This is a genomic window from Pseudomonas brassicacearum subsp. neoaurantiaca, assembly GCF_013608025.1.
Classification (GTDB): domain Bacteria; phylum Pseudomonadota; class Gammaproteobacteria; order Pseudomonadales; family Pseudomonadaceae; genus Aquipseudomonas.
Genome location: NZ_VDLV01000003.1, coordinates 170,008 through 189,051, shown reverse-complemented (window position 1 = coordinate 189,051; position 19,044 = coordinate 170,008). Strand labels below are relative to the sequence as shown.

The window sequence follows — 19,044 nt, the reverse complement described above, 5'->3', positions numbered from 1 at the left end:
CGATGCGGTAATGAACTACGAAACGATCAAGAACAGCCTGGCGAACCTCAGTGAAGAAGGCGCTTCGACAGTCGATGTGCTGCTTGCCGTCAACGCCATCGTCAACAGAAGCAACGCTGAGTGGGAAGGACGCGACCTGGTGATCCGCGCGCTCGACAAGTTCGCGCTTTTTGACGTAGTCGAACAATCGCTCTTGCTCAACATGGTGCGAGCCGTTGGGCTCTTTCCTTACATCACGCCACATCTGAGCAACATGGCCCTGTCTGACCGCTTGGCTTACGAGGCTCACAGGGTTGAGGGTGTGGAACCAGGCATGGTGTTTCATCACCTTCAGGCCCACGTTTTCAGCTTGATCATGCAGGGCCGAAACGTCGTCTTGAGCGCCTCCACCAGCGTCGGTAAAAGCTTGGTTATCGACGCGGTACTTGCCCAGCGCCGGTTCAAGAAGGTAGTGGTGATCGTTCCTACCATCGCGCTGATTGACGAAACCCGGCGCCGCTTGGTCAAACGCTTCAGAGACTTCAACCTGATCACACACCCCAGCCAGGAAGCCGTGCTCGACGTCACCAACGTCTACCTCCTGACGCAGGAGCGCGTTATTCAGCGTCCTGATCTGGATGATGTGGAGTTCTTCGTGCTGGATGAATTTTACAAAATCGATTTGGGGGGCGATAAGGATAAGAGCACACGCGCCGTCGATCTGAGCTTGGCATTCCACAAGCTCGCAAAGACCGGAGCGCAGTTCTACATGCTCGGGCCGCACATTCAGAAGATCTCCGGGTTGGACGGTTACGAGTACCATTTCATCCCGTCCGACTACAGCACCGTCGCGGTCGATATCCAGAATTTCAATCTGGGCATGCGCTCAGAGGAGCGAACACAGAAACTCCTGGAACTGGTCAGGACGCTAGAGTCCCCTACCCTGATCTACTGTCAGGCGCCGGCAAGCGCAAACAGGGTTGCAGAGTATCTGATCCAGGATGCCGGGTTGACCCCGGTGCCAGAGACGCAGGAAATCGCTGCATGGATCTCCAAGCATTACCACCCAGAATGGAACGTTGCCAAGGCGATCGCCCTAGGTATCGGAATACACCATGGCGGGGTGCCTCGCGCGCTGCAGCAATACATCGTCAAGCTGTTCAACGAAGGCGTCATCAAGCGAATCATCTGCACATCGACGATGATCGAGGGCGTCAATACCTCGGCTGAGAACGTCATCATTTACGACCGCCGCCTCAAAACGTCGACGTTCGACTACTTTACCTACAAGAACATTTCCGGGCGCGCTGGCCGCATGAACAAATACTTCATCGGCAAAGTGTTTATGCTCGAAGCCCCGCCTATTGAGCAGGGACTGACAGTCGAGTACCCGATCGGCCACCAGGATGAAACCTCACCTATCGGCCTATTAATGCAACTGGAAAACGAATATCTCACGGACATGTCGAGAGGCCGTCTCCAGGAAGCGTATGCCAACCCGGTGCTGTCCCCGGCCACCTTGATCGAAAACCGCCACATCCCTATCGAGCGTCAGGTCGAGGTCGCGAAAACGATCATCACTGACCTTCCTGACAGCCATGAGTTGTTAGGCTGGAAAGGCATTCCTGAGCCGAACCAACTGAATTACTTATGTGAGCTGGTCTACATCTTGGAAGGTAAGAACCTGATGGATTACCTGATCTCGTCCAGTTCTCAGTTGGCTTGGCACATCAATGAACTTCGTAATCAGAAAAACTTGCCGGACTATCTGAGCGAAGCGGTAGAAAATCGGTGGGAGAATGTCTCGGCGAGTGAATCCATTAACCTGCGCTTGAAATTCATCAGGAACATGGTGTGCTTCAGATTACCTCAGGACATCATGGCGATTCACAAAATTCAGCTCGACGTGCTGGAGCAACACGGATACGAGCTTGGAGACTTCAGCTTCTTCGCTGAGCAACTGGAAAACATGTTCCTTGACCCCCTACTCACCGCACTGGACGAGTACGGAATTCCCACTCAGATCTCAACCAAGATCAAGCACCTGATTTTGCCATCAGAGCACCTGAACGATTTGCTGGCAAAACTACGATCGCTTGCCCCTCGGGTGGAGAGCCTTCAGCTCACCGCCTTTGAAAAAGGCCTGATGCAATGGGCGGTCGCTGAAATGTAATGATGGAAGTCAATGGACGTGCGCGGTGTAGTAATGCTCGCGGAGAGTTTGGTCTTCCAGCGTTTGACGAGTTTGCCGAATAACCCTAGAAGCGGAACGACAATGCCAAACCAAGTGGTCATCAAAGGTCAACGTTTTTCATCCCAGACGGAGGCGGAGCGCTTTTTTTATGCAATGCGTGACAAAAATCTCGTTAGCGGTGGAGATATTCAAGGCTCCTCTGAATTCGATCTGCTCGAAGACCTGTACGTCCGATATTGCCAAGCGACCAACTGGCTAACACCAGGACATCCTATTGCCTTTTACGCGCGCACTATAGCGCGTGGGGTTGGCCCCCACGGTGGCACTACGCAAGGCTTTGTCGTGAAGTTCGATGATGGTAGCGAGCAGGAGTTTTCCATAAAGAAGGCCGTTAGGGCTGTGGCAACGTAATTACTATCAACGATCCGAAATTGAAAAGTATAAATTACGAGCGCCGCTCCTCAACAGTCTTCTATAAAATATGAGCTCGTGGACATGATAAGCAAGATCGAAGTAGATGAAAGAGTAATTAGCCTAAACCTTGCACCTGAAGGCACACCAAATATCTTTGACGTCGATTCAATATCGCTAATTATCGGAAATAACGGTTCTGGCAAAACATCCATATTCAGAAAAATAATTAGACAATTTCTTCCCTCATCCAGAAGAGACCCTTATTGCTGCGACATCTATCTCGATAACGGAAAAAGCTTGTCGTTTGCAGAAATGCGCAGCAAGTGGGGAGTAATTTATTACGCACCAATACAATCAGGTCGCCGCCCTCATGCAACTAGAAACTTCGTGGATATATCGCCAAAATGGGGCGAATCACTTTCAGCATTTGATTTACGCCCTCACGCAGACATTCTCGCAGAATTCAATATTTCCCCTAAGATATATGCTGTAAGCAGAATAAATGTAAGGGAAGTATGCAAATCCCTTGTGGACGTTCTGCTGGTGCGACCTTACCCGAATAAAGAGGACATTCCCACTTCGTTTATGGATATATTTCCCGAGCTATTTAACCTTCTAGACGAGAGTCGTCCAATCAAATCGCTCATGACATTAGAATCCATCACCTCAATTGAGTCAATGGAAGCCCAAGAGCAACACCAACTAGAACAAGAAAAATCTAAAAAAAAGGTTATTGACGATTCCGCAGGCAAGCTTTATCGCCGACTTGCTTCGCAAGCCACAACCGAACATAAACTATTTGCCCTACTTGCTGTAATCAACCATCTAATTAAAAACATCCGAAAAAATGAAAAAGTCATACGCTTCATAATTTTTGATGCCATGGGATTACGTGACCGGTGGTTCTTGGGTGATCAGCCCCCAAGGACAGCAGAGTGTCTAGGCGACATAGAATCCCTTGAATTTTTCATGAAACAACGCTCTGCAGAAATCAAACTTGGCAGTTTAGCGTATTCGGAAATCGCCCTAGAGCCATTTGAAGACTCATCCATTTTAAAACCATCAAATCTTGATCGTTTTTTCGATGTTGGCTTCCAAAATATGAGCTCCGGACAATTTGCTGTTATTGCGCAACTTGCACTCATTTCTGAGACAGTAGCATCATATTCAAAAAAAGGACTGAAGAAAATTCTACTCTTGATTGACGAAGGGGATGCGTTCTTGCATCTAGAATGGCAGCGCAAGTACATAGAGCAACTAAATCGAATGTTATCAAGCTTAAAAAAACGAGAAGGAATTGTGTCTCTTCAGTTGATCATTGCCACACACTCACCCTTGCTTGCAACTGATATTCCTAAGCAATTCGTTTGCCGAATGGAATGTCTTGGTGAGAGTGATGCACCCAGCGCATTTGCGGCTCCTTTACACACGTTGCTTACTCATTCCTTCGGCGCCAAAACCATTGGAGAATTCGCATCTGCAAAGATAAAGTCCGCAGTCGAATCCATAAAATCAGGGCATGTAAGTGAAATTGATAGATTCGTGATTGAAAGCATCGACAACCCCATCATTAAGGCCGAGGTGCTCAATATAACAAATCGTCATGGAGGTGGAAATTGATAGCTGCTATACGTGATAACTGGAAAGCAGCAGAAGATGACCACGCCAAATATCACAACAAGATCATTCAGGACTTTATTGATTCTCAATTCAATGAGTGCGGGCCCAAAAAACCGGCATTTTATTTTGTATATAGCACAAGAGAGCTCGTAGTTTCCTCCAAGCTTTCAGACTTGCTGAAAAGCATTGAAATTCTAGAATCTTACTCTAAAGAATTAGGTGATCGTAAAACTCTCTTCATGGAAGAGCTTGAGCAAATATTTAATTACGACAAATTTATCAGCAAATATGGGCAATGGAATGCTTATGCATTATGCAAAAAATCCAAGACAAGAATCTGTCCATATTGCAACCATGCCTATGCGTTCACCATAAAAACTAAGGGAGGCTCATTCCGACCTACGCTGGATCACTTCTTTTATAAGGATCAATATCCGCACCTTGCGTTAACCCTATACAATCTCGTTCCAAGCTGCTCAAGTTGCAACTCCAGCCTAAAAGGAAAGAAAGACTTTTTCAAGAGCCCGCACCTGAACCCGCTATTTGATGACGAACAAATTAAATTCCAACTCTCCAACTCAGGAAACCCTGCTGGTCTTTCTGATGCTATCACTGGCGACAGCGATAAAGTAAAAATCATTGCATGCGCCCCGGACGAGTGTGAAAAATCTCAGAATTCTCTCAAGACGTTCATAGTGAATGAACGGTATGACATACTGTTGATGGAAGCCATTGACTTCTTCATCGCGAAAAGAAATCTTGAAGAAGCCAAGATAAACACGCAACTTGGCCTTTCGTTTAATGAATCCGAACTATTGAGATTTGATCGCACCAACTACAACAAATATCTACTCGGAAAAATGTTTGCTGATATCTATGATTCATTCTGACTCTATAAATGCTTTGATATTTTTAAAGTTCAAGCTTTACGACATCCCCGATATCGTCAAGCCGGAGCTCGGCGTTCGATCACCGAGAGCAGCAGAACGAAGGTCGCTCGGGAATGCAACCAGCTGCCATAACTCGCCCCGTCACCACCTACTGCAGCGGTAGGCGTGGACAGGGCTCTGAGGCTGGTGGGATATGAGATTTTCCGTTTCGGTGCTTCCGAGCTCCTGGAGCCCAATGCCGAAGAGGTGCTGATTGGGTTCTATCGCTCGCTGTTTGAGCGGTACTCGTTGCACGGCGCCATGACTCAGGGCTTTCCCCGCACTAGCGCGGGCGCGATCAGACGCTTGTCTGGACTGCTAGCCAGGCACAGGCACAGGTCATCATGGGAGGGGGGTAAACCAAAAAAATGATCTGTAAAGCATGGAGGTTTACAGTGCATTTTTTGAGTTTACAGCTTGATCTTACTGGGCCCGATGGGCGTCCTGATTGACCGTTATGAATGACGTAAAGCCATGCCGTGCGAACTAGCGCACATAGGCATCAGCCGATACCGTTCGAACCGGCCAGAGACTACGCTGCAGCAGGCCAAACGGTGAAAACGCCGATCACCACGCCATGGGCGGGTGACCGACAATTCACACGATCAAATCAGCCTCTTGGTGAAACCATATCTCCCAATCTTTTTGCTTTTCGTGAAATGCTGATAATTCATATGAGGGATGAGTGCCATATCAGGCTCCTTGTTCTCAAATATAATTACTTGGGAATCTTTGATGGAGCAGCAGCTCTGGGTCTACCTGCAAGGGTCGTGAGGGGCCTGGTGGGATCGAGGATTATGGGACTGCGTGGGTTGCGGGATGGCAGGCTGTCCATCGTCTTGAGGAAAAATGGACAATGGACAAAAAATCTCAAACAGCTGATTTGTATAGGTTTTGCATGTCCATTCAGAGTCTAAGTTCACACGTGCAGAATTTCGACAAGACCATCGTCTCGATCCCGACCTGGCGCTTGATGTCCGAGTCGTTCAAGAACTGGCGCGGAATGCAGCAATCCGGTGGACGGCGGATCAAGCGCAGCCTGTTCATCGACGCCAGTGGCGTGCGTTTCCTGCACGACGAGGAAGAACAGCGCCTGTCCCAGGTTCGCCTGCTGACTGACTATATGGGCCGCAAACAGGCCGAGCTCAAGGCCTGGAACGAGGCCCAGGGCAACGTCGCGGCCATGTCGGCCAACCGTCGGCGCATGACCAACCTGGGCACGTTCCGCGCCTATGCCCTGGCCTATCTGAAAAGCCATCCCGAGATCCAGCCGAACATGACCTGCATGGTCCGCCAGCTACAAACCACCGCCCAAGGCATTCCTCTGGAAATCTACTGCTTCACCGGCACCACCGTGTGGGCCGACTACGAGCGCATCCAAGGGGATATTTTCGATTACCTGCTGGCGGTGATGCCGGAATTCGGCTTGGGCCTGTACCAGCAGCCGAGCGGCACGGATCTGCGGGCGGGGTTGCTGCCGGCGGTGCTGGGGGCGAGTCACCTGCCGGAGCCGCAGAAGCAGGTGGTCTGAAGCCAACCCGATTCCCCTGTGGGAGCGAGCTTGCTCGCGATAGCGGTGTGTCAGAAACATAGATGCTGACTGATAGTGCGCCATCGCGAGCAAGCTCGCTCCCACAGGGGTTAGGGTGAAGGCTGAGATTGGCGTACCCCCAACCGACTGATCCACACCGCCGCCAAAATCACCGACCCACCCAGCAGCAACCGCCCCAGCGCCTCGTGCTGGTTCCAGATCAGCAGGTTCACCAGCAGCCCCACCGGCACGTGCAGGTTGTTCATCACTGCCAGCGTGCCGCCGTTGACCAGGCAGGCACCTTTGTTCCACCAGTACAGCCCCAACGCGGTGGAGACCAGCCCGAGGAAGACCAGCACGCCCCATTGCAACGGCGCCTCCGGCCAGAAATCAGCCTTGCCGAACAGCAGGAACGCCGGCAACGCCACCATCAGCGCGCCGAGGTAGAAATAACCGAAACGCCGATAATGCGGCAGGTCGCTTGGGTGACGCGCCACCAAGTGCTTGTACAACACCTGCCCGGCCGCGTAGGTGAAGTTGGCGAGTTGCAGCAGCAAGAAGCCCATGAAGAAATCCGGGTTGATCCGGTCGTAGCGAATCACCGCCGCGCCAGCCACTGCCACCAGCGCCGCGATCAAGGCCCACGGATTGAAGCGACGATTGAGGGCGTCTTCGATCAAGGTCACGTGCAGCGGCGTAAGGATGGTAAACAGCAGCACTTCCGGCACGGTCAGCACTCGGAAACTCAGATAGAGGCAGACGTAGGTCACGCCAAACTGCAGAGCGCCGATCAGCAACATGCCACGCATGAACGATGGCTCGACCTGACGCCAGCGCGTCAGGGGAATGAACACCAGTCCCGCCAGCACGACGCGCACCAGCACCGCGAAATAACTGTCGACATGCCCCGCCAGGTACTCGCCGATCAGGCTGAAGGAAAATGCCTGGATCAAGGTCACAAAAAGTAGATAGCCCATACCGCCCCTCGTTTTGAATGGCGGCGAAGATAGCGGGTTTTGGTGGTTGTCGCTAATTACCTCCATACACAGACCCTGTGGGAGCGAGCTTGCTCGCGATGGCGGCAGGCCAGTCAACATCTACGTAGCTGATCCACCGCTATCGCGAGCAAGCTGAACTGGCCTAATGATTTTGGACACCTCAATCGGGCGCTATGATGGCGCCCAAATCTGAGGTGTTTGGATATGCGTAAATCTTATTCCAGAGAGTTCAAGCTCAAGGCGGCGAGCTTGGTGTTGGACGAGGGCCAATCGGTCCCTGAGGTCTGTGCCAGTTTGGATATTGGCCCTACGGCCCTGCGCCGTTGGGTTGATCAGGTGCGTCAGGAACGCTTGGGCTCGACCCCGCAAGGAGCCAAGGCAATTACCGCCGATCAGCGAGAAATCCAGCAGCTCAAGGCATTGCTCAGGCAAAAAGACCTGGACATTGAAATCTTAAAAAAGGCCAGTGCTCTCCTGCTTTTGGACTCCAAAGATCGTTCTCGTTGATCAGCGAGCTGGACGAGCATTACGGCGTTAACAATTGCTGCCGGGCGTTTGGAGTCAACCGCAGCAGCTTTTACGCCTGGCGTCAGCGCCAAGGCAAGGTGAAGCCTGCGCGCGAGAGATTGAAAACCATGCTGGTCGAACATCACAAGGAATCCAGAGCGTCCGCGGGATCTCGCACCCTTTCAAAGGAGCTACAAGCAAAGGGACATCGTGTTGGGCGGCACATGGCTCGCAGTTTGATGCGTGAAGCCGGTGTTGTTAGTCGTCAGCGTCGGCGGCACAAGTACAAATCCTCCGGCGTAGAAGCCTTGGTGGTGCCGCACCTCCTCAAGCGCAAGTTTGATGTCTCGGCGATAAATCAGGTCTGGTGCGGGGACGTGACATATATCAAGGTCGGCAAGCGGTGGCTGTATTTTGCGGCGGTTTTGGATTTGTATGCTCGTCGGATTGTCGGGTGGTCGTTCTCGATGATTTCCGACGCCACGCTGACCTGCGAAGCGCTGCGGATGGCGGTCGAGTTGCGAGGCCGCCCAAAAGAGGTGCTATTTCATTCAGATCAAGGCTGCCAATACACCAGCCATAAATTCAAAAATGAAATACGCAAGCATGGACTTGTGCACAGCATGAGTCGTAAAGGTGAATGCTGGGACAACGCCCCGATGGAGCGTTTCTTTGGAAGCTTGAAGTCAGAATGGGTGCCGGAGGATGGCTACAGCTCGGAGCATGAAGCCCGTGTAGATTTGCAGGGTTATGTACTGCGGTACAACAATATCAGGCTCCATAGCTACAACGACTACCGGTCGCCGATAGCTATGGAGAAACTGGCAGCGTGAAACCTTAACTGGTGTCCAGAATTACTTGACCAGTTCAAGCTCGCTCCCACAGGGTCCTTGGCGCCCATCAAATCCCAGGCAAAAAAAAGCCCGATCTCGCTAAAGCGTTCAATCGGGCTGATGCACTCAGGAGCAATAAGTGCAAAGGGAGGTTCGATGCGCAAAACGGTTTGAAGGGAAGCGCCGAGTCACTAGACCACTCGGCGATTACCCGAGGATTAACGCCTCAGGCGACCTGGGACAGCTTGGCGTTGGCCTGATTCAGCCCCTTCTCCTGGAAATCACCACCCAGGTTCATGCCCTCGGCATGGATGAAGGTCACGTCATGGATACCGATGAAACCCATGACTTGGCGCAGGTACGGTTCCTGGTGATCGGAGGCGCCACCGGCGTGAATGCCGCCGCGGGCGGTGAGCACGAAGGCGCGTTTGCCGGTCAACAAACCCTGGGGGCCGGTGGGGGTGTACTTGAAGGTCACACCGGCACGCAGTACGTGGTCGAGCCAGGCTTTCAAAGTGCTGGGGATCGCGAAGTTGTACATCGGCGCGGCCATCACCAGTACGTCGGCGGCCAGCAGTTCGTCGGTCAGTTGGTTGGAGCGCTCCAGCGAAGCATTTTCGATGTCGTTGCGCTGCTCGACCGGCTTCATCCAGCCGCCCAGCAGATTGGCGTCGAGGTGCGGAACCGGATTGACGGCCAAGTCGCGAACGCTGATTTCGTCGGCCGGATGCGCAGCTTTCCATTGGCTGATGAAGGTCTGGGTCAGTTGACGGGAAACCGAATCTTGCTGGCGGGCACTGCTTTCGATGATCAGGACGCGGGACATGGCTTGTAGGCTCCATCTGAAAATGTTGTCAGTCGATGGAGTGAAGGTTAAGCGCGACCATATCGATGGAAAAGCGCAAATAATTGCTGCAACACATCGATATTTTCGTTTATAAGCGGAGCAAGCTTATGGCGCTGCCCCGCCGCCGGCTATTTCGGCTTGCAGGTCAGCTCGATGCGCAGCTTGATGATGTTGCGGTTGAACTTGGCGGTGGCGTTCTTGAACTTACCGGCGGCGACTTCGATGTTGCGGGTGCGCGGCGCTTCCGGGCCGTTGCGAAACACCACCTTGCAGGCCGCATCGGTGCTGCCGTAGTTGTTGACCTGGATCGAGCCGATGTCGGCATCGGTGTCGTAGGCGTTGTAGTCGATGCTCAGGCCGTTGAGGTGTTTTTCCACGTCGATCGGGTAGGCAAAGGCAGTCAGCGGCAACAGGGCCAGCAGCGCACAACAGATTTTTTTCATTCGGCAGTCTCCACCAAGGGACCGCCAGCTTAGGACAAGAGGAGCTCAATATGAAAGCGCCCCGCGTGACCCTTGATCAATGGCGAACGTTGCAGGCGGTGGTGGACCACGGTGGTTTCGCCCAGGCCGCCGAAGTGCTGCACCGCTCCCAATCCTCGGTGAGCTACACCGTCGCCCGCATGCAGGACCAACTCGGCGTGCCGCTGCTGCGCATCGACGGACGCAAGGCCGTGCTGACCGAAGCCGGGGGCGTGCTGTTGCGCCGTTCCCGCCAACTGGTGAAGCAGGCCAGCCAACTCGAAGACCTGGCCCACCACATGGAGCAAGGTTGGGAAGCGGAGGTGCGCCTGGTGGTCGACGCGGCCTACCCGAGTGCCCGCCTCGTCCGGGCGCTGACGGCGTTCATGCCGCAGAGCCGAGGCTGCCGCGTGCGCCTGCGCGAAGAGGTGTTGTCGGGCGTCGAAGAAGTGCTGCTCGAAGGCGTGGCCGACCTGGCCATCAGCGGCTTCAGCATTCCCGGTTATCTGGGCGCGGAATTGAGCGACGTCGAATTCATCGCGGTGGCCCACCCCGAGCATCCCCTGCACCGCCTCAACCGCGAGCTGAACTTCCAGGACCTGGAAAGCCACCTGCAAGTGGTCATCCGCGACTCCGGTCGCCAACAGCCCAGGGACGTCGGCTGGCTCGGCGCCGAACAACGCTGGACCGTCGGCAGCCTCGCCACCGCCGCGACCTTTGTCGGCAGTGGCCTGGGATTCGCCTGGCTGCCCCGGCACATGATCGAACGGCAACTCAATGAAGGCGTGCTCAAGCGTCTACCCTTGGAACAAGGAGGCAGCCGCAACTCGACCTTCTATCTGTTCTCCAACAAGGAAAAACCCCTCGGCCCAGCGACGCAGATCCTAATCGAGCTGCTGCGCACCTTTGACACGGCGCCGCTGGATGCCCCGTTCGCCGCCCCTGAACAAGCCTGACAAGGACTTCGCCGATGGCCTATTTTGCGCACGAAGGTTGCAACCTGCACTACGAGGAATATGGTCACGGCGCGCCCTTGGTGCTGGTCCATGGACTGGGTTCCAGCACGCGTGACTGGGAAAAGCAGATCCCGGTGCTGTCCGCCCGCTATCGCCTGATCGTGATGGATGTGCGCGGCCACGGTCGCTCAGACAAGCCGCGCGAGCGCTACAGCATCGCCGGTTTCAGCGCTGACCTGGGCGCGCTGATCGACCACCTCGAGCTGGGCCCGGTGCATCTGGTGGGCTGGTCCATGGGCGGGATGATCTGCTTCCAACTGGCCGTAGACGAACCCGCGCGGGTCAAGAGCCTGTGCATCGTCAACAGCGCCCCCGAGGTCAAGGTCCGCACGCCCGATGATTGCTGGCAATGGCTCAAGCGCTGGAGCCTGATGCGCCTGCTCAGCCTGGAAACCATCGGCAAGGCCCTCGGCGCCAAGCTGTTCCCCAAGCCTGAACAGACCGAGCTACGACTGGAAATGGCCCGGCGCTGGGCAACGAATGACAAACGTGCTTATCTCGCCAGCTTCGACGCCATTGTCGGCTGGGGCGTGCAGGAACGTCTGTCGCAAGTTGCCTGTCCAACCCTCATCATTTGCGCCGACCACGACTACACCCCGGTGGCGCTGAAAGAGGCTTATGTAAAGCTATTGCCTGACGCACGACTGGCAGTCATCACCGATTCCCGGCACGCTACGCCGCTGGATCAACCTGAACGCTTCAACCAGACCCTGCTCGAATTCTTGACCGCAACCGATTCCACTACCCAGGATCATTGAACCCATGCTGAAAAAACTCGCCCTCGCCGCCGGCACCGTCCTCTTTGCCGCCAACCTGATGGCCGCGCCTGCGCCGCATGTCTTGCTGGACACCACCAACGGCCAGATCGAAATCGAACTGGACCCGGTGAAGGCCCCTATCAGTACCAAGAACTTCCTTGAGTACGTCGACAGCGGCTTCTACAACAACACGATTTTCCACCGTGTGATTCCGGGATTCATGGCCCAGGGCGGCGGTTTCACCCAGCAGATGCAACAGAAAGACACCAAGGCGCCGATCAAGAACGAAGCCAGCAACGGGCTGCATAACGTGCGCGGCACCTTGTCGATGGCCCGCACCTCCAACCCGGATTCGGCCACCAGCCAGTTCTTTATCAACGTGGCTGACAACGCCTTCCTCGATCCGGGTCGCGACGCCGGCTACGCGGTGTTCGCCAAAGTGGTCAAGGGTATGGACGTGGTGGACATCATCGTCAACTCCCAGACCACCACCAAACAAGGCATGCAAAACGTGCCGATCGACCCTGTGATCATCAAGTCGGCCAAGCGCATCGACTAAACCCGCAGGGCAAGCCTGGGCGGCGTCGGCGATCCCGCGCCGCCCACAGCAAAAAAGGAGAGCCCTGCCCGGGCTATGTAACCCATGGTTTATCGCCGTTTCGAAAAACTGATCGACATCTTCCGCGACGCCCCGACCTCGGCCCCGCCGAACCGCGTCCTGCCCTTCTACACCTATTACCTGAAACAAGTCTGGCCCAGCTTCGCCGCGCTATTGGTGGTTGGCCTGATCGGCGCGCTGATCGAGGTGGCGCTGTTCAGCTACCTGAGCCGCATCATCGACCTGACCCAGGCCACGCCCAGCGCCGACTTCTTCAAGGTCCACGGCCTCGAGCTGGCGTGGATGGCGGTGGTCGCGCTGGTGTTCCGGCCGATTTTCGTCGCGCTGCACGACCTGTTGGTGCACCAGACCTTGAGCCCGAGCATGACCAGCCTGATCCGCTGGCAGAACCACAGCTACGTGCTCAAGCAAAGCCTCAACTTCTTCCAGAACGACTTCGCCGGGCGCATCGCCCAGCGCATCATGCAGACCGGCAACTCCTTGCGGGACTCGGCGGTGCAGGCCGTGGATGCGTTGTGGCACGTGCTGATCTACGCCATCAGTTCGCTGGTGCTGTTCGCCGAAGCCGATTGGCGCCTGATGATCCCGCTGTTGATGTGGATCGCCGCCTACATCGGCGCGCTGTATTACTTCGTACCGCGGGTCAAGGAACGCTCGGTGGTGTCGTCCGATGCCCGCTCCAAACTCATGGGGCGGATCGTCGATGGCTACACCAACATCACCACCCTGAAGCTATTCGCCCACACCAACTTCGAACAGCAATACGCCCGCGAAGCCATCGAAGACCAGACCGAAAAAGCCCAGCTGGCCGGCCGCGTGGTAACGAGCATGGACGTGGTCATCACCAGCATGAACGGCCTGCTGATCGCTGGCACCACGGCCCTGGCGCTGTGGTTGTGGACCCAATCGCTGATCAGCGTCGGCGCGATTGCGCTGGCCACCGGCCTGGTGATCCGCATCGTCAACATGTCCGGCTGGATCATGTGGGTGGTCACCGGCATTTTCGAAAACATCGGCATGGTCCAGGACGGCTTGCAGACCATCTCCCAACCCGTCAGCGTTACCGACCGCGAGCAGGCCAAGCCATTGGCGGTGGCTCAGGGCGAAGTGCGCTTCGAGCACGTGGATTTCCACTACGGCAAGAAAAGCGGGGTGATCGGCGACCTGAACCTGGTGATCAAACCGGGCGAGAAGATCGGCCTGATCGGGCCATCCGGCGCAGGTAAATCGACGCTGGTGAACCTGCTGTTGCGCCTCTATGACGTCCAGGGCGGGCGCATCCTCATCGATGGCCAGGACATTGCTCACGTCGGCCAGGAAAGCCTGCGCGCGCGCATCGGCATGATCACCCAGGACACGTCGCTGCTGCACCGTTCGATCCGCGACAACCTGCTTTATGGCAAGCCCGACGCCACCGACGCGCAACTCTGGGAAGCGGTGCACAAGGCGCGGGCCGATGAGTTCATCCCGCTGCTCTCGGATGCCGAAGGCCGCACCGGTTTCGATGCCCACGTCGGCGAGCGCGGCGTGAAGCTCTCCGGCGGCCAGCGCCAGCGCATCGCGATTGCCCGGGTGCTGCTCAAGGACGCGCCGATTCTGATCATGGACGAAGCGACCTCAGCGCTGGACTCGGAAGTCGAGGCAGCCATCCAGGAAAGCCTCGAGACGCTGATGCAAGGCAAGACCGTGATCGCCATCGCCCACCGCCTCTCCACCATCGCCCGGATGGACCGGCTGGTGGTGCTGGAGAAAGGTCGGATCGCCGAGACCGGCAGCCATGCCGAGCTGTTGGCCCAGGGTGGGTTGTATGCGCGGCTGTGGCAGCATCAGACGGGGGGATTTGTCGGGATCGACTGAACCCTGGTTAGGCACAAACCCGTGGCGAGGGAGCTTGCTCCCGCTGGGGTGCGAAGCGCCCCCAAAAATCAAGGCTTCAACACAATAAACGGGTTGGACATCCAGCTTATTGGGGCTGCTACGCAGCCCAGCGGGGATAAATCCCCTCGCCACAGCAAGCTCCCTCGCCACGGGGTCTCAGACAACTTCAGCACTGCCGATAAGGCAGTGCCGTCCTGGCCTCTTCGGCATACGCCATCACGCCCTCGTGTTCGCGCGCGAGAAAATCCGCCACCGCCGCTTTCAGGCCTGGATGACGCAGGTAGTGCCATGAACGCGTGAGCACCGGTTCGAACCCGCGTATCAATTTGTGCTCGCCCTGAGCCCCGGCGTCAAAACGCTGCAGGCCGTTGGCAATCGCATAGTCCATGCCCTGGTAGAAACACGTCTCGAAATGCAGGCGATCGAATTCCGCCAGGCATCCCCAGTAACGCCCATAGAAACTGTCCCCTCCCACCAGGCTGAACGCCATCGCCACCGGCCGCGGACCTTGCTTGGCGAGTACCACGCGAATGGCTTCGGGCATGCGCTCGGCCAGCAGGCTGAAGAACGCGCGGGTCAGATAAGGCGCCTGACGACGCACCGCGTAGGTGTTGGCGTAACAGGCGTAGACAAAGTCCCACTGCGCCTCGTCCAGTTGACGACCTTCCAGCCATTCGAAATCGATGCCCTGCCCCGCCACCTGCTCACGCTCCTTGCGCATCTGCTTGCGCTTGCGGGAACTGAGCGCATCGAGGAAATCCTGGAAATCCCGATAGCCACGATTCTGCCAGTGATATTGGCAGCCGATCCGCTGCAACCAGCCCTCTTGTCGGGCCAGCGCGGCGTCAGTGGAGGTATCGGTGAAATTGATGTGGGCGCTGGAAAGCCCCTCGATTTCCAGATAGCCCGGCAGGCTGCCGAGCAACTCCAAGCCGTCCTCCGCACGCGCCGTCAACAGTCGCGGGCCACTGACCGGACTGAACGGCACCGCCGTCAGCAGCTTGGGGTAATAGTCGATGCCGGCCCGGGCGCAAGCGTCGGCCCAGCCGTGATCGAACACGTACTCGCCGTAGGAATGCCATTTGCGATAGCTGGGCAACGCCGCCAGCAGCAGCCCCTCTTCGATGTGCAGCAAATGCTCGGGCTGCCACCCGGTATGCGAACCCAGGCTGGCGCTGTCTTCCAGGGCGGTGAGAAAAGCGTGGCGCAGGAAGGGTTGGTTGACGGGCACCAACGCGTCCCATTCTTGCGGTGAGATGGCGGACAAGCTGTCCAAGACGTGAAGCGGCATGCGGTTCCCCGAGATCCAGACGACGGATTGCGCGAGTATCGCCGATCCTGACCGGACGGTGATAAAAAAACCCCGCCAGAGGCGGGGTTCAAAGGAGCTGTAACGGATGAAGATGTAGCGGTGTATCAGGTCAGCGATTTAGAACACGTACTGGGCGCGCATGACAAAGCCGTCGCCGTCGTCATCACCGTTGACGTTGGTGACTTTGTCGGTCTTGGCCTTGACGTAGGCGGCCGAGATTTTCACCGCTTCGTTGGCGTACCAGTTCACACCCAGGTTGTGCACCTTGGCTTCGGCGTCGCCCACGTCACGGGTCGCGGTAGCGGTGGTGATGTTGTCGTCTTCGACGGTCATGCTGTCGTAGCGATAGAAGACTTCCCAGGCGCCGATGGACTTGTTCTGCGGTTTGATCGCGTCGAACTTGCCGACTTTATAGCCGCGAGATTCGCCCGTGAGGGTGTAGGCACCCTGGACGTAGAAGCCGTGGCCCTTGATGTCTTCGAAACCGTCCGCGTCAGCCTTGGTCTTGCGGGTGATGTATTCACCTTGGATCGACGCTGGGCCCATGGCGAAAGCGGCTTCCAGGCCGAAAGCAGTGTCACGGTCGTAAGAGCCGGCCGGGGAGTTGTTGGCGCCGCCCAGTACCGGACGGTTGCCGTTTGGACCAGCGTCATTGCCGCCCAGGGTTTCAACACCACGCATGCCCAGACGGGAGCGGTAACGGGCATCAAACACGGTGTCGGATACGTCACGGGAGGCCACGTTCAGACCGAAGTGCAGCACGTTGCCGGCATCGTGCATCGGAGCGAACACGAAGCGACCATTGACTTGCTTGACGCTGTCGCCGTCGGTGTCGTCGGTGTCCTTGCTGAAGACGCCAGCCGAGGCATAGAACGAATCGGCGAAGGTGCTCGACGCCTGGATACCCAGGCCGTTCTGGTGGCTGTTGGCCCAGTCGATCAGGTCGTAGGCGGCGTTACGCTCTGGAGCGGTCACCCACTTGGAACTGGTGGCTTTTTCCAGGCCGAAGTCGGGGTCGAAACGACCAACCTTGATCGAAACAGGCTTGAAGCCGTTGTAGGCCAAGGACGCTTCGTCGAAGTAGCCGTTGTCGGAGTCACCGCTGTTGTGGGACATGTCGTAGTTGATGGTGTAGGCCCAGTCCGTGTACAGCACACCGGACAGTTCCAGGAAGGCGCGACGGATGTAAGCGGCATCCGCCGAGTTGCCGTTGTCGGTGTAGATGCCATCGAATTTGCTGTAGTCAGCCTGCAAACGACCGCCGAGCTTGAAGCTGAACTCTTTGTCAGTGGTAGCGACCTCCAGGCCGCCCTTGGTCTTGACCACGATATCGGCGCCGTCAGTGGTCACGGTGCCGGCGAAAGCCTGGGCGGTTACTGCCATTGCCAGTGCGCTGGCGGCAACACCTGCGAAGTGCTTACGGATCATCGAAGAATTCCCCTAGTTGGTAGTCTATGCGTTAGAAAACACGCGGAACTGGGCCCGCTGGTGTTGGGAGGGGATCTTGGCGATGGGTTATGTCAGGCGAGTTGCTATCACATAAAGATTTTATGACAGCGGAACTTTTTACTTCGAAAGGGAATAACAGAAATACAGCTTCGGGAGGGCAGTTGCGAGCTGCAAGCTAGGGCGGTGGAGAAGCAGTTGCTCTTGTGGCGAGGGAGCTTGCTCCCGCTGGGGCGCGAAGCGCCCCCATACCGACAGGCATCACAGTTCTGGGAGTGATAAGGGCTGCTGCGCAGCCCAGCGGGAGCAAGCTCCCTCGCCACGGGGGGATCGAGCAGCTTCGGATCAATGCTTGCGCAGGATCACGCTGCCGATCGAATAGCCGGCACCAAACGAGCTGAGCACCGCGACCGAGCCGCTAGGCAAGTCGTCCTGGTACATGTGGAATGAAATCACCGATCCGGCCGAGCTGGTGTTGGCGTAGCGGTCGAGGATCACCGGGGCTTCCTCTTCGGTGGCTTCGCGTCCCAACAGCTTGCGCACGATCAGCTGGTTCATGCTCAGGTTGGCCTGATGCAGCCAGAAACGCTTCACTTCGCCGACGTTCAGCTGGTTTTCTGCCAAATGAGCGCCAATCAGCTCCGCCACCATTGGGCAGACATCACGGAACACCTTGCGGCCTTCCTGGACGAACAGTTTGTCCCGCGTGCCGATGCCTTCTTCCGCTGCGCGGTTGAGGAAGCCGAAGTTGTTGCGGATGTTGTTGGAGAACTTGGTGAGCAGCTTGGTGCTGACCACGTCGAACTGGTACGGCGAGGTCGCCTGGTCCGCGCGCTCGATGATCACGGCGGTGGCCGCGTCGCCGAAGATGAAGTGGCTGTCGCGGTCGCGGAAGTTCAGGTGGCCGGTGCACACTTCCGGATTGACCATCAGGATCGCCCGGGCCTGGCCCAACTGCACGCTGTTGGCGGCGGCCTGGATGCCGAACGTCGCGGAGGAACAGGCTACGTTCATGTCGAAACCGAAACCTTCGATGCCCAAGGCTTCCTGGACTTCGATGGCGATGGCTGGGTACGGGCGCTGCAGGTTGGAGCAGGCAACGATCACGCCGTCGATGTCGGCAGCGCTGCGGCCGGCGCGCTCAAGGGCTTGTTTCGCCGCGCCGACGGCCATTTCGCAAAGCACCGACCACTCGTCGTTGGAGCGCTCGGGCAGGCGTGGCGTCATGCGTTGAGGATCGAGAATGCCGTCCTTGTCCATGACAAAGCGGCTCTTGATGCCCGACGCCTTTTCGATGAACGCCGCATTGGATTCAGTCAACGCTTCCACTTCGCCGCGCTCGATGGCCTCGGCGTTATCGGTGTTGAACTGCGCGACATAGGTATTGAAAGATTGCACCAGCTCTTCGTTGGAGATGCTGTTGGCCGGGGTGTACAGGCCGGTGCCGCTGATGACGACGTTATGCATGGTCGTGTCTCTGATCTGTTCAGGCAGAAAATATTGGCACCGACGTACCAACACACAAAGGGACTTTTCCCATCCGGGGGAAGCAGCCCTGGCATCGCTTTATTCCGATCCGCCCGTGACATTGAAGCGCAAAACCACGGGACCGGCATTTATAGCCGCGAAGTTTGCCATAAACGCTGGCGTTTGGCCCATGTTCCATTCGCTACAACGCCTTCCCTGTGGGAGCGAGCTTGCT

General features: G+C 56.5%; 16 protein-coding genes and 1 pseudogene. 11 read left to right on the top strand and 6 right to left on the bottom strand.

All coding sequences use genetic code 11. The features are described from left to right. Positions 1–10: 10 nt before the first annotated feature. The 5 genes and pseudogenes from FHK92_RS02865 to FHK92_RS02845 all read left to right on the top strand — a co-directional run. Complete coding sequence (locus FHK92_RS02865) at positions 11–2,152, top strand: DEAD/DEAH box helicase (protein WP_181286729.1); 2,142 nt, start codon at positions 11–13, stop codon at positions 2,150–2,152. A gap of 102 nt (positions 2,153–2,254) precedes the next feature. Further along, the gene (locus FHK92_RS02860; RefSeq protein ID WP_181286767.1) at positions 2,255–2,584 is read left to right on the top strand and encodes a hypothetical protein; all 330 of its coding nucleotides are present in this window, start codon (positions 2,255–2,257) and stop codon (positions 2,582–2,584) included. Positions 2,585–2,668: 84 nt separating this feature from the next. Beyond that, entirely contained in the window at positions 2,669–4,207 is a 1,539-nt protein-coding gene (locus FHK92_RS02855) for an AAA family ATPase (RefSeq protein ID WP_181286728.1), read from the top strand. Then, positions 4,204–5,097: a hypothetical protein gene (locus FHK92_RS02850; protein WP_181286727.1), complete on the top strand. Its 894-nt coding sequence runs from the start codon at positions 4,204–4,206 to the stop codon at positions 5,095–5,097. The genes FHK92_RS02855 and FHK92_RS02850 overlap by 4 nt, the downstream gene beginning before the upstream one ends. A 964-nt stretch (positions 5,098–6,061) precedes the next feature. Beyond that, positions 6,062–6,667 (top strand): annotated as a pseudogene (locus FHK92_RS02845) (mechanosensitive ion channel family protein); the annotation flags it as partial. Between the two features lie 110 nt (positions 6,668–6,777). Here the strand turns inward: FHK92_RS02845 and FHK92_RS02840 are convergent. Continuing rightward, positions 6,778–7,644 (bottom strand): carboxylate/amino acid/amine transporter, encoded by an 867-nt coding sequence (locus tag FHK92_RS02840; RefSeq protein ID WP_181286726.1) that lies wholly within the window; start codon positions 7,642–7,644, stop codon positions 6,778–6,780. 225 nt (positions 7,645–7,869) lie between these two features. On the opposite strand from FHK92_RS02840, the gene FHK92_RS27725 reads away from it, so the two are divergent. Both FHK92_RS27725 and FHK92_RS02835 read left to right on the top strand, forming a co-directional pair. Next, positions 7,870–8,172: a transposase gene (locus FHK92_RS27725; RefSeq protein ID WP_258232552.1), complete on the top strand. Its 303-nt coding sequence runs from the start codon at positions 7,870–7,872 to the stop codon at positions 8,170–8,172. Then, positions 8,169–9,005 carry an IS3 family transposase gene (locus FHK92_RS02835; RefSeq protein ID WP_258232551.1) on the top strand — a complete coding sequence of 279 codons (837 nt, stop codon included), beginning with the start codon at positions 8,169–8,171 and terminating at the stop codon, positions 9,003–9,005. Before FHK92_RS27725 ends, FHK92_RS02835 begins: the two co-directional genes overlap by 4 nt. A gap of 226 nt (positions 9,006–9,231) precedes the next feature. On the opposite strand, the gene FHK92_RS02830 is transcribed toward FHK92_RS02835, so the two are convergent. Then, positions 9,232–9,831: an FMN-dependent NADH-azoreductase gene (locus FHK92_RS02830; protein WP_181286725.1), complete on the bottom strand. Its 600-nt coding sequence runs from the start codon at positions 9,829–9,831 to the stop codon at positions 9,232–9,234. A gap of 149 nt (positions 9,832–9,980) precedes the next feature. Beyond that, entirely contained in the window at positions 9,981–10,295 is a 315-nt protein-coding gene (locus FHK92_RS02825; RefSeq protein WP_030141160.1) for a hypothetical protein, read from the bottom strand. Positions 10,296–10,345: 50 nt separating this feature from the next. On the opposite strand from FHK92_RS02825, the gene FHK92_RS02820 reads away from it, so the two are divergent. The 4 genes from FHK92_RS02820 to FHK92_RS02805 all read left to right on the top strand — a co-directional run bounded on the left by FHK92_RS02820 (position 10,346) and on the right by FHK92_RS02805 (position 14,563). Beyond that, positions 10,346–11,269 carry a LysR family transcriptional regulator gene (locus FHK92_RS02820; protein WP_181286724.1) on the top strand — a complete coding sequence of 308 codons (924 nt, stop codon included), beginning with the start codon at positions 10,346–10,348 and terminating at the stop codon, positions 11,267–11,269. A 14-nt stretch (positions 11,270–11,283) separates the two neighbouring features. Beyond that, on the top strand, positions 11,284–12,087 hold the full coding sequence (locus tag FHK92_RS02815) for an alpha/beta fold hydrolase (RefSeq protein ID WP_181286723.1): 804 nt from the start codon (positions 11,284–11,286) through the stop codon (positions 12,085–12,087). A 4-nt stretch (positions 12,088–12,091) separates the two neighbouring features. Further along, positions 12,092–12,646: a peptidylprolyl isomerase gene (locus tag FHK92_RS02810; RefSeq protein ID WP_030141163.1), complete on the top strand. Its 555-nt coding sequence runs from the start codon at positions 12,092–12,094 to the stop codon at positions 12,644–12,646. A gap of 84 nt (positions 12,647–12,730) precedes the next feature. Then, entirely contained in the window at positions 12,731–14,563 is a 1,833-nt protein-coding gene (locus FHK92_RS02805; RefSeq protein WP_181286722.1) for an ABC transporter ATP-binding protein, read from the top strand. Positions 14,564–14,750: 187 nt separating this feature from the next. Here the strand turns inward: FHK92_RS02805 and FHK92_RS02800 are convergent, their stop codons facing one another. From FHK92_RS02800 to FHK92_RS02790, 3 genes are all read right to left on the bottom strand, one after another. Continuing rightward, positions 14,751–15,875, bottom strand: a complete 1,125-nt coding sequence (locus FHK92_RS02800) for a GNAT family N-acetyltransferase (RefSeq protein WP_181286721.1) — start codon at positions 15,873–15,875, stop codon at positions 14,751–14,753. 138 nt (positions 15,876–16,013) lie between these two features. Beyond that, the gene (locus tag FHK92_RS02795; RefSeq protein WP_181286720.1) at positions 16,014–17,324 is read right to left on the bottom strand and encodes an OprO/OprP family phosphate-selective porin; all 1,311 of its coding nucleotides are present in this window, start codon (positions 17,322–17,324) and stop codon (positions 16,014–16,016) included. A 363-nt stretch (positions 17,325–17,687) separates the two neighbouring features. Next, a complete protein-coding gene (locus tag FHK92_RS02790; RefSeq protein ID WP_181286719.1) occupies positions 17,688–18,809 on the bottom strand; it encodes a beta-ketoacyl-ACP synthase III in 1,122 nt (373 codons plus the stop codon). Positions 18,810–19,044 lie beyond the last annotated feature (235 nt).

What these genes read in the sequence shown, in the direction of transcription:
- FHK92_RS02840 (WP_181286726.1), bottom strand. Translation starts at nt 7,644, where the DNA reads ATGGGCTATCTACTTTTTGTGACCTTGATCCAGGCATTTTCCTTCAGC.
- FHK92_RS02820 (WP_181286724.1), top strand. Translation starts at nt 10,346, where the DNA reads ATGAAAGCGCCCCGCGTGACCCTTGATCAATGGCGAACGTTGCAGGCG.
- FHK92_RS02865 (WP_181286729.1), top strand. Translation starts at nt 11, where the DNA reads ATGAACTACGAAACGATCAAGAACAGCCTGGCGAACCTCAGTGAAGAA.
- FHK92_RS02805 (WP_181286722.1), top strand. Translation starts at nt 12,731, where the DNA reads ATGGTTTATCGCCGTTTCGAAAAACTGATCGACATCTTCCGCGACGCC.
- FHK92_RS02825 (WP_030141160.1), bottom strand. Translation starts at nt 10,295, where the DNA reads ATGAAAAAAATCTGTTGTGCGCTGCTGGCCCTGTTGCCGCTGACTGCC.
- FHK92_RS02795 (WP_181286720.1), bottom strand. Translation starts at nt 17,324, where the DNA reads ATGATCCGTAAGCACTTCGCAGGTGTTGCCGCCAGCGCACTGGCAATG.
- FHK92_RS02855 (WP_181286728.1), top strand. Translation starts at nt 2,669, where the DNA reads ATGATAAGCAAGATCGAAGTAGATGAAAGAGTAATTAGCCTAAACCTT.
- FHK92_RS02810 (WP_030141163.1), top strand. Translation starts at nt 12,092, where the DNA reads ATGCTGAAAAAACTCGCCCTCGCCGCCGGCACCGTCCTCTTTGCCGCC.
- FHK92_RS02830 (WP_181286725.1), bottom strand. Translation starts at nt 9,831, where the DNA reads ATGTCCCGCGTCCTGATCATCGAAAGCAGTGCCCGCCAGCAAGATTCG.
- FHK92_RS02790 (WP_181286719.1), bottom strand. Translation starts at nt 18,809, where the DNA reads ATGCATAACGTCGTCATCAGCGGCACCGGCCTGTACACCCCGGCCAAC.
- FHK92_RS27725 (WP_258232552.1), top strand. Translation starts at nt 7,870, where the DNA reads ATGCGTAAATCTTATTCCAGAGAGTTCAAGCTCAAGGCGGCGAGCTTG.
- FHK92_RS02860 (WP_181286767.1), top strand. Translation starts at nt 2,255, where the DNA reads ATGCCAAACCAAGTGGTCATCAAAGGTCAACGTTTTTCATCCCAGACG.
- FHK92_RS02800 (WP_181286721.1), bottom strand. Translation starts at nt 15,875, where the DNA reads ATGCCGCTTCACGTCTTGGACAGCTTGTCCGCCATCTCACCGCAAGAA.
- FHK92_RS02815 (WP_181286723.1), top strand. Translation starts at nt 11,284, where the DNA reads ATGGCCTATTTTGCGCACGAAGGTTGCAACCTGCACTACGAGGAATAT.